General features: G+C 67.4%; 11 protein-coding genes. 1 reads left to right on the top strand and 10 read right to left on the bottom strand.

Annotated elements, in window-relative coordinates; genetic code table 11:
* Window positions 1-403 precede the first annotated feature (403 nt).
* The 7 genes from BM150_RS08135 to BM150_RS08100 all read right to left on the bottom strand — a co-directional run bounded on the left by BM150_RS08135 (window position 404) and on the right by BM150_RS08100 (window position 11,642).
* On the bottom strand, window positions 404-1,297 hold the full coding sequence (locus BM150_RS08135) for a DUF4328 domain-containing protein (RefSeq protein ID WP_139219475.1): 894 nt from the start codon (window positions 1,295-1,297) through the stop codon (window positions 404-406).
* A 131-nt stretch (window positions 1,298-1,428) separates the two neighbouring features.
* Window positions 1,429-4,674 carry an AfsR/SARP family transcriptional regulator gene (locus tag BM150_RS08130; RefSeq protein WP_092925606.1) on the bottom strand — a complete coding sequence of 1,082 codons (3,246 nt, stop codon included), beginning with the start codon at window positions 4,672-4,674 and terminating at the stop codon, window positions 1,429-1,431.
* A gap of 73 nt (window positions 4,675-4,747) precedes the next feature.
* Window positions 4,748-5,368: a hypothetical protein gene (locus BM150_RS08125; protein WP_245755357.1), complete on the bottom strand. Its 621-nt coding sequence runs from the start codon at window positions 5,366-5,368 to the stop codon at window positions 4,748-4,750.
* Window positions 5,369-5,481: 113 nt separating this feature from the next.
* Entirely contained in the window at window positions 5,482-8,067 is a 2,586-nt protein-coding gene (locus tag BM150_RS08120; RefSeq protein ID WP_092925602.1) for an ATP-dependent Clp protease ATP-binding subunit, read from the bottom strand.
* A 325-nt stretch (window positions 8,068-8,392) separates the two neighbouring features.
* Entirely contained in the window at window positions 8,393-9,316 is a 924-nt protein-coding gene (locus BM150_RS08110) for an ABC transporter ATP-binding protein (protein WP_092925598.1), read from the bottom strand.
* On the bottom strand, window positions 9,313-10,416 hold the full coding sequence (locus BM150_RS08105) for a FecCD family ABC transporter permease (protein ID WP_092925596.1): 1,104 nt from the start codon (window positions 10,414-10,416) through the stop codon (window positions 9,313-9,315). The genes BM150_RS08110 and BM150_RS08105 overlap by 4 nt, the downstream gene beginning before the upstream one ends.
* A complete protein-coding gene (locus BM150_RS08100; protein WP_245755356.1) occupies window positions 10,413-11,642 on the bottom strand; it encodes a FecCD family ABC transporter permease in 1,230 nt (409 codons plus the stop codon). The genes BM150_RS08105 and BM150_RS08100 overlap by 4 nt, the downstream gene beginning before the upstream one ends.
* Before the next feature lie 94 nt (window positions 11,643-11,736).
* Between BM150_RS08100 and BM150_RS08095 the strand changes: the two genes are divergently transcribed.
* A complete protein-coding gene (locus BM150_RS08095) occupies window positions 11,737-12,729 on the top strand; it encodes an ABC transporter substrate-binding protein (protein ID WP_092925594.1) in 993 nt (330 codons plus the stop codon).
* A 432-nt stretch (window positions 12,730-13,161) separates the two neighbouring features.
* Here the strand turns inward: BM150_RS08095 and BM150_RS08090 are convergent, their stop codons facing one another.
* The 3 genes from BM150_RS08090 to BM150_RS08080 all read right to left on the bottom strand — a co-directional run bounded on the left by BM150_RS08090 (window position 13,162) and on the right by BM150_RS08080 (window position 16,325).
* Window positions 13,162-13,524 (bottom strand): histone-like nucleoid-structuring protein Lsr2, encoded by a 363-nt coding sequence (locus BM150_RS08090; protein WP_092628285.1) that lies wholly within the window; start codon window positions 13,522-13,524, stop codon window positions 13,162-13,164.
* Window positions 13,525-13,770: 246 nt separating this feature from the next.
* On the bottom strand, window positions 13,771-15,285 hold the full coding sequence (gene lysS, locus BM150_RS08085) for a lysine--tRNA ligase (protein WP_092925592.1): 1,515 nt from the start codon (window positions 15,283-15,285) through the stop codon (window positions 13,771-13,773).
* 212 nt (window positions 15,286-15,497) lie between these two features.
* Entirely contained in the window at window positions 15,498-16,325 is an 828-nt protein-coding gene (locus BM150_RS08080; RefSeq protein WP_092925590.1) for a type III pantothenate kinase, read from the bottom strand.
* Between the last annotated feature and the right edge of the window lie 58 nt (window positions 16,326-16,383).

Genomic DNA, 16,383 nt, shown 5'->3' with positions numbered 1-16,383 from the left:
GCTTTTCCGTTGTTCACCGCATTCACCGTAGCACCCCAACCAACCCCCCACTCACCGGGGGGTCACCCACCCGCCAACTCACCACTCACCCCAACAAGGCAAGCCCGAGCCAGCAAGCACCAGGCACCACATGCAGTTCTTCAAACAACCAGCCACCACCACGAACCGAAACCCGAAAACCACCGAACAAACCAGAACCACGTCCCAGCTCATCCACCCTCGTGATTTCCAGCCCGGCACCGCCGTGCTGACAACAACCACTCTAAACCCCCACCACACCACCCCACACACCCACCCCCCGCTAATTAACGAAATCCCAGGACAGCCCCGATAAATACCCCGAAAACCATTCGGATAACCGCCGTACGCCCACAGTTCACCGGGGCCGCCCGCATGAGCCTCCCTAACGGGGCGTGAGCGCACCCGCCGAATCGGACTGTCCACGACGACCTTCACGCAGTTCGTGCTGCCAGTTGGTGATTCGGCGCACGACGAGTACGGCCAGTATCGCCGCTGACACTTGTAAGGGAGCGACGAGAAAACCGGCCAACGCCAGGTCCTGATAGAACGCGAGCGCTTCCCGCCCGGTGAGGTCGAGCGGATTTCCGTTCGACCCGATGTGCGCATAAGTGATCACACGCGCGTGGCGGTCCGTGCAGAACATCGCGAGAAAGAACAGCCACCAGGCCCAGAGCAGCCCACCCTTGTAATCGGCACTCGACTCCATGCCGCCCCGCTCGTGGCCGGGACGACTCGCTCGCCAGATGTCGGTGAGGATCTGCTTCGGGAACCAGAAATTGACCACCGGGACGATCCAGCCGAGGATCAACCAGGGCTTTCGCCGCCGGTGTACCCCGGGGTCCAGCACTTCCGCGTTGCCGCGCACCCGGAACAACCAGACCAGGAAGAGCACCATCGCTGGCAGCAACACGAGTGCGCTGAGCACCCCGACCACCAGTTCCAGCCCTTCCATCGGCAAGAACTCCATGTTCCAGTAGGAGCGCGACTGCTCCATCGCCTCGCTGTACACCACGAACAGTCGGAGCTGCACGAGAAAGTACAACGCCTGGAACACGGCGAAGCACAACAACAGCACGATGGTGGCGATCCCCAGGCCGCGTGTGGGCCGCAGGGCTCGCCGCGTGTCGATCGGTGGGGCCGCCCCGGCGATACCGGGTTCGGCAGGCGGTACGGCCCCGAGGTCGCGCAACCGCTCGGCAGGCAGTGCCCTGCCACCGCACACCGCGCAGTACTCCTGGTCAGCAGGAACGTGCCCACCACACACGGCACAGTTCACTCGTCCACTTCCAATCTCGCCGAACGACAAAACGGCGCGGACACTACCGGGGCGACCACTCGGCGGGCACCCGAATTTCGAAACCTTGGAGTGCCGGTGTCCGGATCGTGACCGGCTCGTGACGGTGCCGCTCACCGGCCCAGTACGCGCCGAAGTTCCGCTCTGGCAGCGGCGCCCGACGAGTCGAAACGACTCGAGTAGAGCTCGTCGAACTCCTCGGTTCCCAGCTCCGAGCGCAACCGAGCGCACATCTCGCGCACGTCGGGATCTCCCCGGTCCAGCACCCCCTGCAGTGCCGCTGCCACGCCGAGCAATCGCGCGGCTTCTCGCGGAGCTCCCTCGGCGAGCACCAGTCGGGCCAGCTGCTCGCACAGCACCGCGCTCACCGGTCTGTCCGCCACGGGATTTTCGGAGTCCAGAGCTTTTCCGAACAGTTCACGAGCACCCGCCGGGTCGTCCTCGTCCAACGACAACCGGATCCGGAACGAGAGCAGCAGATCACGCATCATCGGATGTGGTGGTGATCCGAGTTCCACGAGATCCGCCTCGGCGTCTCGCACCAGCCGGTGAGCCGATTCGGTGTCGCCCTCGGCCCTGGTCAGTTCCATCCACCCGTAGGTGACGACGACGCGATGACTGGAGGGAGTGGTGCCCGCCAGCCGGGAAGCCTCGTCCAACTCGGACCGTGCGCCGGAGAGGTCCCCCATCCGAACTCGGTGCATTCCGATGCGGGCCAGCTGTGGCACCAGTTCGGTGGTGGAACGCAGCTCGCGCAGCAAACGTACGGATTCCGTGAGTCGCTCGACAGCGCTTTCGTGATCGCCCCGCAGCGAGTGGAAATCGGCCGTGCTGCCGATGGCCTGGGCCTTCCCCCAGCGATCACCGATCGCCTCGAAAGCGGCCACGGCCCGCTCGGCGTGCTCCTCCCCCTCACCTGTCTCGCCCCGGCGCTCGGCCAGTATCGCCCACCCGTAGTGCGCGGCGGCCCTGGGCCACGGATCGGGGTGTTCGGCCGCGCGCCGCAACGAGTCCGCCATCTCGTCCAGCCGCTCCGTCAGCGACCAGACCATGGGTTCCAGCAATCCCAGGTAGACGTACCGCGACATCGCGCCCGTGTCGCGCAGCTTCTCCACCGCCGCGCCCAGCCGTTCCGACCAGCCGTAGGAGTCCTCGTAGAGCCTGCTGACCAGCTCCACCACCGCGCGGCTCTCCGCGGGTGCCTGGCCGGACAGCGCAGCCATGTCACGCATCCGCCCGGCGAGTTCGGTGTGGCGCATGGTCATCGACCAGTACCAGTTGAGCGCGGCGGCGAGCCTGATACCGATATCGGCGTCGGAGTTCTCCAACGCCCAGTGCGACGCCCGCATGGTGTTGTCGTGCTCGACGTCCAGCCGTGCCAGCCACGTCAGTTGTTCCCGGGAGTGGATGCGGGGGGCCGCGGTCTCCGCGAAGGCCAGAAAGTGCTCGGCGTGACGACGCCCCAGGGCTTCGACCTCGTCGGCGGCCGCCAGCTGCTCGGAGCAGAAGGCCCGCACGGTCTCCAGCATCCGGTAGCGCATCACCGTGCCCTGGTCCACGGCCTCCACGAGGGACTTGTCCACCAGGTCGGCGAGCAGCTCGTCCACGTCCGCGGCGACCGGTCCGGCACCGGAGCACACTTCGGCCACCGATTCGGCACGCGCGGAGCCCGCGAACACCGACATCCTGCGCGCCAGTGTGCGCTCGGGTTCGGTCAGCAGCTCCCAGCTCCACTCCACCACCGCTCGCAGCGTGCTGTGGCGCGACATGGCGGCCCGGTTTCCCCTGGTGAGCAGCCGAAACCGGTCGTCCAGCCGTTCCGCGAGCATGCGGGGGCTCATGGAGCGGACCCGGGCGGCGGCCAGCTCGATGGCCAGTGGCATGCCGTCGAGCTCACGGCAGATCTCCATCACGTCGGCCGCGTTGGCCGCGGTGAGTTCGAAGTCGTGGCGCGCGGCGGCGGCGCGCTGCACGAACAGTCGGACGGCGGGGCCTGCAGCGGCCGCTTCGACGTTGTCGGGAACTTCCAGCGGCCCCACGGGGAGCAGTTTCTCGCCCGGCAGTGCCAGCGGTTCCCTGCTGGTGGCCAGTATCCGCAGCTCAGCGGCGAGGGTGAGCAGCCGCTCGGTCAGCTCGGCGGCTTTCGTGACGAGGTGCTCGCAGTTGTCCAGGATCAACAGGGTCGGTTCGGAACCGAGCGTCTCCACCAGCCCGGAGAGCGGATCGCCCGGAGGACCGTGATTCAGTCGGGGTGCCTCGCGGACTCCCAAACTCGTCAGCACCGCGGCGGCGAGCTCCTGGTCGTCGCGCACCGGCGCGAGTTCCACGAACAGCACCCGAAGCGCGGTGATCCGGGAGGCGCTCTCGATCGAGAGTCTGGTCTTGCCGGAGCCGCCGGGGCCGAACAGCGTCACCAGGCGCGCGTCACGCAACGCGTGGTCCAGCCGCTCCAGTTCCGGCTCCCGCCCCACGAAACCGCTCAACCGCCTCGGCAGCGCCGCGCCGTTCGGAGCGGTCCCGCCACCGGTGCCGGGATCGTCGTCCGGTGGTTCTCGCTCGGTGGCGTCCACTGTTCCGGAGGGGCTGGGCGCTGTTCCGGAGGTGGGGGCCGCGTCGTCACTTCCCTCCCGCAGCAGAGCGAGACGCATCTCACGTAGCCGGTCACCGGGTTCGGTCCCGAGATGTTCGACCAGTCGGTCACGCAGCTGTTCGTAAGCGCTCGCGGCCTCGGCCCTCCTTCCGGCGGCGCGCAGCGCGCGGAAGCGCAGCTCGGCTAGGCTCTCGTCCAGCGGATACCTGGCGGTCAGCAGCGCGAGCTCCTCGATGAGCCCGGCGTGGTCGCCGAGTCGCAGCTCGGCCTCGATCCGCTCGGTGAGTGCGGCACGCCCGAGCCGTTCCAGTCGGGGGACGGTGGCCTCGGCGAACGGGAGATCGCGGAAATCGATCAAGGGATCGCCGCGCCACAGTTCCAGCGCGGTTCGCAGGTCCTCGACCGCCTCCGCGGGAAGGTTCCGGCGCAGCGCCCCACGGCCACTGGCGACCAGCCGCTCGAAGCGGTGCAGATCGACCTGGTCCGGGTCAGCCCGCAGCGCGTAGCCGACCCCTTCGGAGCTCAGCCGCAGACCGGTCGTGGCACGCAGTGCCCGCCTGGTGCGGGCGACCAGCGTGTGCAGCGCGTTCGTGGCATCGCCGGGAAGCGCGTCGGTCCAGAGATCGTCGATCAGCGTCCGCACCGGAACGCTGTGGTTGAGGTCCAGCGCCAACCGCGCCAGCAGGGTGCGTACCCGGTTACCACCCAGCTCGACCGGTTCTCCCCCGTCGTCGTGCACCCGGAACGGGCCGAGCATCACCAGCAGCACACGACACCTCACCAGTTCCTGTCGCGTCCTCGCGAGCCGCGACGGACCGAAGCCGCCCCGATGTGACAGCGCATCACCGGCCGCGCTCCGACCGTTCGTCGCGACGCCGTCGCAGCCACGTGACGAGTACACCGACAGCGGCGGCGAACAGCACGACGGCTCCGAGCAGCACGGGCCATCCCCAGCGACTCGACACCGCGTCCAGCGTACGTCGGGTGGGGCTGTCCTCGTCGGCCAGCACCACGCCGAGCAGCACCACGGCGGCCAGCAGGACCGCTCCGAGCAGGGCGTACCTCGGCCTGCCCAGCACTCGGGCACGGCGGTGCAGCACCCGGGCGACCTTGACGAGGCGGAACACCCGGACGAGCTGGACAGCGGCGACCACTCGGACCAGCCGCAACACCTGGGCGGGGGCGAACGCGAACACCACCGCCGGGATGGTCAGCACGGTCACCAGTGCCATCCACCAGTGTTCCCGCAGCCAGCGGGATCGATCCCGGCTGAACCAGAACAGCAGCGCCGACTCGGCGGTGAGCACCAGCATCGACGACCAGTTGAGCACGCTGCCGAACAGCGACACCGGCCCGTCGAGCCGGGTGAGGAACACCGCGGGAACGGAGACGGCGGCGGCGGTGAGCACCGGAACGTGCAGCGCGCTCCGGATCCGGTCCTCGCCGCTCCGCCGGGAATCCACGCGAATCTGACCTTACCGCTCGTTCCGGAGGTCCACGGCGGTCGTGGTGCCGGGCGACCGACGAAACGATCCCGCCCCCGGAGGGACGGGATCGATCGTTTCGACTCGGTGGATCACTCGGAGGAGCCGGAGCCCTCGGACTGGTCGTCCTGGTTGGAGCCGGAGCCCTCCGAGGACGAGCCACCGGAGGAACCGGCCAGGTCCACCGGCGGGGTGTCCGGAACGGTGGAAGGCTTGAGCTCACCCCGGAAGGTGAACTGGGCCTGGTCCTCGGTGCCTTCCTCGTCCCAACCGTCGACGTCGACGATGACGATCTGACCCGCCTCGACCTCGCCGAACAGGATCTTCTCGGAAAGCTTGTCCTCGATCTCGTGCTGGATCGTGCGGCGCAGCGGCCGGGCACCCAGCACCGGGTCGAAGCCCCGCTTGGCCACCAGCTTCTTGGCCTTCGAGGTCAGCTCGATGGACATGTCCTTGCTCTTGAGGGCGGTTTCCACCCTGCCGATGAGCAGGTCGACCATCCGGATGATCTCTTCCTCGGTCAGCTGGTGGAAGACGATCACGTCGTCGATCCGGTTGAGGAACTCCGGACGGAAGTGCTTCTTCATCTCCTCGTTGACCTTGGACTTCATCCGCTCGTAGTTGGTCTCCTGCTCGTTACCAGCGGTGAAGCCCAGACCGACCGCCTTGGAGATGTCGGCCGTGCCCAGGTTGGAGGTGAAGATCAGCACCGTGTTCTTGAAGTCGACCACACGGCCCTGACCGTCCGTGAGCCTGCCGTCCTCCAGGACCTGCAACAGCGTGTTGTAGATCTCGTGGTGGGCCTTCTCGATCTCGTCGAACAGCACCACGGAGAACGGCTTGCGGCGGACCTTCTCGGTGAGCTGGCCGCCCTCCTCGTAGCCGACGTAGCCCGGAGGGGCACCGAACAGCCGGGAGGCCGTGTAGCGGTCGTGGTACTCACCCATGTCGATCTGGACCAGGGCGTCGTCGTCGCCGAACAGGAACTCCGCCAGCGACTTGGACAGCTCGGTCTTACCGACACCGGAGGGACCGGCGAAGATGAAGGAGCCGGAGGGACGCTGCGGGTCCTTCAGACCGGCACGGGTGCGGCGGATCGCCTGGGAGACCGCCTTGACCGCGTCCTCCTGACCGATGATCCGCTTGTGCAGCTCGTCCTCCATGCGCAGCAGCCTGGAGGTCTCCTCCTCGGTGAGGCGGAACACCGGAATACCGGTCCAGTTGGCCAGCACCTCGGCGATCTGCTCGTCGTCGACCTCGGCCACGACGTCGAGATCACCGGCCTTCCACTGGGTCTCGCGCTCCTCCTTCTGCGTGATGAGCTGCTTCTCCTCGTCACGCAGCCTGGCGGCACGCTCGAAGTCCTGCCCGTCGATGGAGGACTCCTTGTCCCTGCGGACCTCGGCGATCTTCTCGTCGAACTCGCGCAGGTCCGGCGGTGCGGTCATCCGACGGATGCGCATCCGCGCACCGGCCTCGTCCAGCAGGTCGATCGCCTTGTCCGGCAGGTACCGGTCGTTGATGTAGCGATCCGCCAGGCTGGCCGCTGCCGACAGGGCGGAGTCGGTGATGGAAACGCGGTGGTGCGCCTCGTAGCGGTCCCGCAGTCCCTTGAGGATCTCCACGGCGTGGTCCAGCGAGGGCTCGCCCACCTGGATCGGCTGGAAACGACGTTCCAGGGCCGCGTCCTTCTCGACGTTCTTGCGGTACTCCTCCAGCGTGGTGGCACCGATGGTCTGCAGCTCACCGCGCGCCAGCATCGGCTTGAGGATGCTCGCCGCGTCGATGGCCCCCTCGGCGGCACCCGCACCGACCAGCGTGTGGATCTCGTCGATGAACAGGATGATGTCGCCGCGGGTCTTGATCTCCTTGAGGACCTTCTTCAGGCGCTCCTCGAAGTCACCACGGTAGCGGGAACCGGCGACCAGCGAACCGAGGTCGAGCGTGTAGAGCTGCTTCTCCTTCAGCGTCTCCGGGACCTCGCCCTTGACGATCTTCTGGGCCAGCCCCTCGACCACGGCGGTCTTGCCGACACCGGCCTCGCCGATGAGGACGGGGTTGTTCTTGGTGCGGCGGGACAGCACCTGCATGATGCGCTCGATCTCGGTGTCGCGGCCGATCACCGGGTCGAGCTTCGACTCGCGGGCGCTCTGGGTGAGGTTGCGGCCGAACTGGTCCAGCACCAGCGAGGAGGACGGAGTGCCCTCGCTGCGGCCACCGGCCTCGGCCGGTTCCTTGCCCTGGTAGCCGGACAGCAGCTGCAACACCTGCTGGCGGACGCGGTTGAGATCGGCGCCGAGCTTGACCAGCACCTGCGCGGCCACGCCCTCGCCCTCGCGGATCAGCCCGAGCAGGATGTGCTCGGTGCCGATGTAGTTGTGCCCGAGTTGGAGTGCCTCCCGCAGCGACAGCTCCAGAACCTTCTTGGCCCTCGGGGTGAAGGGGATGTGGCCACTGGGCGCCTGCTGGCCCTGGCCGATGATCTCCTCGACCTGCTGGCGCACGCCCTCAAGGGCGATCCCCAGCGATTCCAGCGCCTTGGCGGCGACACCCTCACCCTCGTGGATCAGACCCAGGAGAATGTGCTCGGTGCCGATGTAGTTGTGGTTGAGCATCCTGGCCTCTTCCTGGGCCAGGACAACCACCCGCCTCGCGCGGTCGGTGAACCTCTCGAACATTCGCACTCCCTGACTGCTGCGCCGGCGGTCTCGTACCGGGCACCGCTCCTGCTCACGCCGATGCCCGCGATGGGTTCAGCACTCTGAACTCCACTCTAGTAGCCACGGCGCACTCAGGGCTGTTCCGGCTCGCAGCCCACTTCTCGACAACGTTGCGTTCAGTCAGCCCAACAGGCCGTTGAGCTGCGAAATTCCATTCGAAAACCAGGTCGCTCGCAGTGTCCGCCGAGCGCGAACACCGCCTCCGACGGACCGAATCTCACTCATCCGGCCCAGTGTGGTGACTGTCAGGCCCGGTTCGGTGCAGAGCCACGGTGCTCGCGGGTCAGGAACCGCGGGTTCCGGGACCGGCATCCTCCGATTCCGAACCCCGGGACTGCCTGCCGCCCACCGGAACCACCAGGGGTGTACCCGTAACCGGGTCCGGAATCACCCGCGCCCGGAGATCGAAAACCTCGTGCAGCAACCGCTCCGTGAGCACCTCTCCCGGAGGGCCCTGCGCGGCGATCCGTCCCTCGGACATCGCCACCAGCCGGTCCGCGTAGCGGGCGGCCAGGTTGAGGTCGTGCAGCACCATCACCACGGTGCGCCCGCTCTCGGTGTGCAGCCTGCCGATCAGCTCCAGCACGTCCACCTGGTGCGACAGGTCCAGGTAGGTGGTCGGTTCGTCCAGCAGGAGCAGATCGGTTCCCTGCGCCAGCGCCATGGACAACCAGGCACGCTGCCGTTGCCCACCGGACAGCTCGTCCACGGACCGATCGGCGAGGTCACCGATACCGGTGAGCGACAACGCCTCGGCCACGGCCGACTCGTCGTCCCCGGACCACTGGCGGTACCAGGCCTGGTGCGGATGCCTGCCTCTGGCTACCAGGTCGGCGACGCGGAGTCCTTCCGGAGCGACCGGCGACTGCGGCAACAACCCCAGCGTACGCGCGACTTCCTTGGTGGACATCCGGTGGATGGGTTCGCCGTCCAGCAGCACGCTGCCGCGCTTGGGCCGCAACAGCCTGCCCAGGGCCCGCAGCAGCGTGGACTTGCCACAGCCGTTGGGACCGATCACGCCTGTGACGGTGCCGTCGACGACGTCCAGGTCCAGCCCGTCGACGACCACGCGCTCGCCGTAGCCCAACGACAGGTCGCGGGCGCGCAACCGGTTCCCCGCCCCCTCGGAGGAACCGCTCCCCGGTAAGGACCCGGTGGCCGCGGCCGTGCTGTCGACCGTGTCGTGCGCGATGTGCGAGGCGGTCATGTCTGAACCTCCCGATACCGGTGGACGAGCAGATAGATCAGGTACGGGGCGCCGAGCGCGGCGGTGACGATTCCGACCGGTAGTTGCAGCGAACCGAACAGCGTGCGCGAGACGAGATCGGCACCGACGACGAGAAGCGCTCCGAACACCATCGACACCACCAGTGGCGGTCGCGGGGTGCCTGCCGTGCGGAGGGCGATCTGCGGGGTGGCGAGCGCGACGAAGGCGATCGGCCCGGCCGCCGCGGTGGCCAGCGAGGCGAGCACGGCGGCCCCGAGCAGCAGCGCGCCCCGGGCGATGTTGACGGGCACCCCGAGCTCGCGAACCGTGTCGTCGTCGAACTGCAACGCGCCCAAGGCGTGCGAGCCGAGCAGGGTCAACGGTACGAGCACCAGCAGGGCCAGCCCGACCGGCACCACGTTGTCCCAGTCGCGCGCGTTGAGGCTGCCGGTCAGCCACACCATCGCGCGTCCGGCGTCCTGGGTCTCACCGATGGTCAGCAGCCACAGGGTCGCGTTGACCGTCAGCGCGTTCATGCCGATGCCGACCAGCACCAACCGGAACGAGTCCACGCCGCCCCGGTAGGCCAGCAACCCGACCAGCACCGCGGTGGCGATGCCGCCCACCAGCGCGACCAGGGGCAGGCCGAGGCTCGCGACGACGCCGCTGATCCCGCCGAGCGTGCCGGAGGTGACGATGACGACGGTCGCGGCCGCACCGGCACCTGTGGTCACGCCAAGCAGATCCGGGCTGGCCAGCGGATTGCGCACCACCGCCTGCGTGATCGCGCCGGACAGCCCGAGCGCCGCTCCGACCAGCAGCCCGGTCAGCGCACGCGGCAACCGCAGTTGCAGCACCACGAGCCGTTCCCCGGCGTCGCCACCGCCGAACAGCGTGCGCAACACCCCCAGCGGGGAGATCGGGTAGTCGCCGAGCGCCAGATCGCAGGCGAACACCAGGAGAAGCCCCGCGAGGCCGCCCAGCAGCGCCACCAGCGGCCGGAGGCGCAGCACCGTGGACACGGGGCCGACGCGCAGCGGGACGCGGCCACGTACCCGAGCGGCCGGGGCGCCGACGGGGGTTCGCACCGATTCCGTCACAGCCGCATCAGCCTCCTGCGTCGTACGAGAGCGATGAAGAAGGGGGCGCCGATCATCGCCAGCATCACGCCGACCTGGATCTCCGAGGGGCGCGCCATGACCCGGCCGACCAGATCGGCCAGCAGCACCAGGCAGGAGCCCCCCAGCGCCGCGAACGGCAGCAACCAGCGGTGGTCGGGGCCCGCGAAGTATCTGGCTATGTGGGGAACGATCAGGCCGACGAAGCTGATCGGGCCGCACATGGCCACCGCGCTCCCGACGAGCACCGCGATGGCGGTGATCCCGATAGCCCTGGACCTGGCGACGTTGTGCCCCAGCGCAGCGGCCATGTCATCACCGAGGGAGAGCGCGTTGAGCCCGGGAGCGCTGGCGAGTCCCAGCACCAGCCCCAGCAGCAGGAACGGCAGCACCCGTTGGATGAGCCCCATGTCGGAGACGGCGATGGAGCCGACCTTCCAGAACCGGTAGGTGTCCAGGCTCTGCCGGTCCAGCAGCACCAGGGCCGAGGTGAGTGCCTGCAGCAGTGCGCTGATCGCCGCCCCTGCCAGTGCCAGCGCGACCGGTGTCGCGCCTCCCTTGCCGATCGAGCCGATCAGGAACACCGCCAGCGCGCTGATCAGCGCTCCCGCGAAGCTGAACCAGATGAAGCCGAGCATGCCGGTGATGCCCATCGTGAACACGGCCAGCACCACCGCGAGCCCCGCGCCCTGGGTGATTCCGAGCACGCTGGGGGCCGCTATGGGGTTGCGGGTGTAGCCCTGCATGAGCGCTCCGGCCAGTCCCAACGCGGAACCGGCGAGCACTCCCGCGATGGTGCGCGGGATGCGCAGCTCGTAGATGATCACGTTGTTCTCGGTCCGCGAGCTCGCGAAGAGCGCGTCCACCACCGCGCCGGGCGGTATGAGCTTGGCTCCGATGAGGACGCTCAGCGCGCAGCTGAGCAGCAGCAGACAGCACAGTACGCCGAGGCCCAGCAGCCGGCCGCGTCGTCGCGAGTTCAGCCGGTTGGACCGCGTTGCCCGATCGGATCTCGTTGTCCCGTCGGACCGCTGCGCCCGCTCGGACCGCTGCGCCCGCTCGGGGTGTGGTGCGCTGTCGCGTTCGGTCGGTGCGGGGAGGGTTTCCGGCCGCCTGCCCCCTTCGGGGGACTCGTCGTGGGGCTCGGGAGAGGCCGAAGAAGCGGGGCCCGAACCGGACGGGTCGCCTGTGGCCGAACTGCGACTCAAATCCCACTCCCTTGGCTGTCCGCTCCGATTCGCTTAGGTTGCCCACACTTAGGTTAGGCCCACCTAAGAGTAACCGAAACAGGAAGGCGAACCGATGTCGGAAGTCACACGCACCAGACGTGAGTTGCTGCGAACCGCGTTGACCGCCGCAGGCGCGCTGCCCGTACTCGGGTTGACGGCGTGCGGTGGCGAGTCGGGCTCGGCGAAGCAGAGCGGGGGGACGAACACCCGCACCGTCGAGCACGCGATGGGTGAAACCGAGATCACCGGAACGCCGAAACGGGTGGTCGCGCTGGACGCCACCTTCACCAGCGCCGCGATGGCGCTGGGGACGAACGTCGTCGGTTACACCACCTTCGGCGGCCGCGAGAAGCTGCCCGAATACCTCGGCCGGGACCGCACCCGATACGGCGAGCAGGCACAGCGCGTGGGCAGCCTGACCAGTCCGGATCCGGAGCGGATCGTCCAGCGCGACCCCGATCTGATCCTGTCCGCGAAGGTCCGGCACGAGGATATGTACGGCCAGCTCTCCGAGATCGCGCCCACCGTGTTCAGCCGCACGACCGGGGCGACCTGGAAGGAGAACCTGCTGCTGACCGGTCGTGCGCTGGGCGAGGAGAAATCGGCCCAAAACAAGCTGGACGAATACGAACGACGTGCGAGAACGATCGGGGACAGCATCCGTTCGAAGGTGGGGCACAACCCGACGATGTCGATCGTGCGCTTCGCGGGCGAACCGACCGTCCGGCTCTACAGTGCCGACTCGTTCCCCGGAACCGTGCAGCGCGACACCGGGCTGGCTCGCCCCGAAGGGCAGCCCGAAGGGGACGGAATCGCGGTCAATCTCAGCCAGGAGCGAATCCCGGAACTGGACGCCGACCACATCTTCGTGACCGTCTACCCCGACGAGGCGGGCGACGCGGCGAAGACCAGAAAAACCTTCGAATCAAACCCGCTTTGGAACAAACTCACCGGGAAGCAACACCTGGTCGACGACATCACCTGGATGACTTCGGTGGGAATCCACGGTGCACACGCGATTCTCGACGACCTCGCGAACGCGTTCGGTGTCGACGCGGCGCGATAACAGGCCAAGTGTGCGGGGTGCGCTCCGACATTGTCCAATGCGACATTGTCCGCCCGGGGCGCACCCGGCCCCACTCCGGCCCGGTGGTGTCCGTGTGGGCACCTACATCACGTCCGTCCTCGTCCGTACGAGTCCCGTGGCGGTACGAGTGACGTGACTGGTCGTTTCGGCGCCGACGCGCCGGGAACACCATCGGACGCCACGACCGACGGGCACATCCGGACTCAACAAAGCACTACTGGCCACTGCTGCCGAGACAGCGGCCGGTACCCCCGAAACAGCGGCCGGAGCATCGAGACATTCCCCCGCCGCATTCCGAATCGATCTCCGATATCGGCCGGGCGGATATCGAGGGAGCACGGCACTAGCCGCGTTCCGGTTCGACGGGTGTCCGGCGGGACGAACCCGAGCCGACGTCGACCGTCGCGAACTTCAGTGCGCCTTGTGGTACTCGGCGACGATATCGGCGGGGATGCGACCACGGTCCGAAACCTTCATCCCCCGCTTGCGGGCCCATTCCCGAATCGCTTGGTTCTGCTCACGATCCGCGCTCGTGGAACCACCGGACGAAGCCGACGACGAACGCGCGGAACCCGCCTTCGGTCCCGGCTTCTTACGCCCCCCGGCCCGACGTGCACTCGCCAGAAAGCCGCTCAGTGCCTCCCGGAGCTCGGTCGCATTGTCATTGGAAAGGTCGATGGTGTACGAGACGCCGTCCAAGGCGAACTCGACCGTTTCATCGGCCTCTCCACCGTCCAGGTCGTCCACCAACTGGACAGTTACCTTCTGCGCCATCTTCCGCGGTCCTCCCCGGTATTCCTTACAGCGAGACGGTGACGATCCGAGCCCGAACGAGTATCGTCGGTGTTCTCTCGAACCACATCATCCTCGAAGCCGTATCGCGACCGATCACGCATCGAGCCACTAATACATCGTCACCGTTTCATTCTCGCCAGCAAGGTTAGCGCAGCAGTGCCGGATTCGCACTCACCCCACCGAAGAAATTTTCGCTCCGTCATCGATCAGGGGAGTGCGATCACGTCATTCCGGACGCACGAGCGGGAACAGGATGGTCTCCCTGATGCCCAGCCCCGTCAACGCCATCAACAACCGGTCGATACCCATTCCCACGCCGCCCGTGGGGGGCATTCCGTACTCCAGCGCCCGCAGAAAGTCCTCGTCGACGGGCATGGCTTCCTCGTCGCCCTCGGAAGCCAACCGCGCCTGCTCTTCCAGTCGCGCACGTTCGACGACGGGATCGACGAGCTCGGAGTAACCGGTCGCGAGTTCAAAACCCTTCACGTAGAGATCCCATTTCTCCGCCATCCCCGAATGCTGTCGGTGTTGCCGGGTCAACGGAGCGGTATCCAGCGGAAAGTCCCGCACGAATGTGGGAGCGTGGAGATGGTTGCCGACCATGTGCTCCCAGAGTTCCTCGACCAACTTACCGTGCCCGAACGACGGATCGAGCTCGGACAAACCGGCGCTCTCGGCATGCTTACGGAGCGTTTCGACAGAGGTTTCGGGGGTTACTTCCGAACCGAGCGCCTCGGAAAGCGATCCGTACATCGTAATGTTCGCCCATTGCCCGGAAAGATCGTACTCGGAACCGTCCGCCCAAGTGACGGTCTGAGTGCCGAACAGCGACTGGGCCGCTTCCTGGATCAGCGCGCGGGTGAGTTCGGCCATCGCGTTGTAATCCGAGTAAGCTTCATAGAACTCGAGCATGGCGAACTCGGGAGAGTGGGAAGAGTCACTCCCCTCATTGCGAAAGTTCCGATTGATCTCGAAGACCTTCTCGATACCGCCCACGACGCACCGCTTGAGGAACAGCTCCGGGGCGATGCGCAAGTAGAGATCCATGTCCAAGGCGTTCGAGTAAGTCACGAACGGCCTGGCCGCGGCCCCACCCTGCAAAGTCTGCAACATGGGCGTCTCCACTTCGAGATATCCGCGCCGCTCGAACGAATCCCGCAGCGAACGCAATGTCGCGGCACGGGTGCGAACCGTTTCGGCCGCCTGGCTACGGACCAGCAAATCCACGTAGCGCTGCCGAACGCGGTTTTCCTCGCTGAGTTCCTTGTGGGCCACGGGCAACGGCCGCAACGACTTGGCCGCCATCCGCCACTCGTCCGCCAGCACCGAGAGTTCACCGCGTCGAGAGGTGATGACCTCGCCCGCGACGAAAACGTGGTCCCCCAGATCCACGTCGGACTTCCACTCGGACAGGGACTGTTCGCCGACCTCGTTCCGGCTGAGCATGGCCTGCAGCTCGCTGCCGTCCCCGCCCCGCAACGTGGCGAAGCACAGTTTGCCGGTGTTGCGCATGAACATAACCCGGCCCGCCACGCCGACCCGTTGTCCGCTGGACGCGTCCACGGGCAGCTCCGAATGCGCCGCCCGCACCTCGGACAGCTCGTGGGTCACGGGCAGCGAGACCGGGTAGGGATCCTGGCCCTCGGCAAACAGACGTTCCCGTTTCTCCCGACGCACCCGCAGCTGCTCCGGCAGGTCCTCGGCTCCGTCGACACGACTCGATTGATCCTGGTCATTCACGGTTTACAAGGGTACGGACCCGCCGGGGGCGACATTCCGGCAGGATGGGCAGCCCGTACTCCGGCCGCGCCCCGGCGCGAGGGGCGCGGCCGCGCCGCGAACTCGTTCGAACCGGCGCATCGAACGCACGAGAGGACACAGGCTGTTCCCTCGACGGGGCGGCGATATCCCCTGCGGGAGCGGTGGCACGAATCACTGCTCGCCGGGTTCGGTCACTCCAGGTTCCGGTCGAAGACCAGCCGCAGCCCGAGCAGGGTGAGCTCGGGGACGTGGTGCGAGATCGTTCGGGACTCGCTGATCACCAGTGGGGCCAGGCCACCGGTCGCCAGTACCGTCGTGGGACCGCCGTGGGTCTCCTCCAACTCGGACACGATGCTGTGCACCAGCCCGTCCACCTGCCCCGCGAAGCCGTAGAGCAGTCCGGACTGCAAGCACTCGACCGTGTTCTTGCCGATCACCGAACGCGGTCTGACCAGCTCGACCTTGCGCAGCTGGGCGGCCCGCGAGGCCAGCGCGTCGAGCGAGATCTCCACCCCGGGGGCGAACGCTCCCCCGAGGAACTCGCCCTTGGCCGAGATGGCGTCGATGTTCGTCGAGGTACCGAAATCGACCACGACGCAGTTCGTGGAATACAGGTGGTGCGCGGCCAGCGTGTTGATCAACCGGTCCGCGCCGACCTCCTTGGGATTATCGACCAGCAGGGGGACACCCGTTCGGACACCCGGCTCCACGACGACCCTGGGAACATCACTCCAGTTGCGGCCGAGCATGACCCGCAGCTCCCGCAACAGCGTGGGAACGGTGGACAGGGCCGATATGCCGGTGATCTTGTCGACGTAGTCGCCCAGCAGACCGCGCATGGTGAACGCGAGCTCGTCGGCGGTCATCCTGGGTTCGGTCCGCATCCGCCAGTCCCGCACCAGCCGAGCCTGTGCCTTCGGCTTCCGGCCGTAACCGGATCGCTGCTCTGGACCATCGGGCTCGTCCTCGTAGAGTCCCAACACGATGTTGGTGTTGCCGACGTCGATAGCGAGCAGCACCGTGGATTTCCCTTCCTGTCGAAACGCTGACACAACGGCGGGCGCTCTCCGCGAGCGA

The sequence above is a fragment of the Actinopolyspora alba genome, from assembly GCF_900112765.1.
Classification (GTDB): Bacteria; Actinomycetota; Actinomycetes; order Mycobacteriales; family Pseudonocardiaceae; genus Actinopolyspora; species Actinopolyspora alba.
Note: the sequence above shows the minus strand (reverse complement) of the source record. Positions and strands in the feature narration are given on the sequence as shown.

What these genes read in the sequence shown, in the direction of transcription:
- BM150_RS08120 (WP_092925602.1), bottom strand. Translation starts at nt 8,067, where the DNA reads ATGTTCGAGAGGTTCACCGACCGCGCGAGGCGGGTGGTTGTCCTGGCC.
- BM150_RS08110 (WP_092925598.1), bottom strand. Translation starts at nt 9,316, where the DNA reads ATGACCGCCTCGCACATCGCGCACGACACGGTCGACAGCACGGCCGCG.
- BM150_RS08090 (WP_092628285.1), bottom strand. Translation starts at nt 13,524, where the DNA reads ATGGCGCAGAAGGTAACTGTCCAGTTGGTGGACGACCTGGACGGTGGA.
- BM150_RS08095 (WP_092925594.1), top strand. Translation starts at nt 11,737, where the DNA reads ATGTCGGAAGTCACACGCACCAGACGTGAGTTGCTGCGAACCGCGTTG.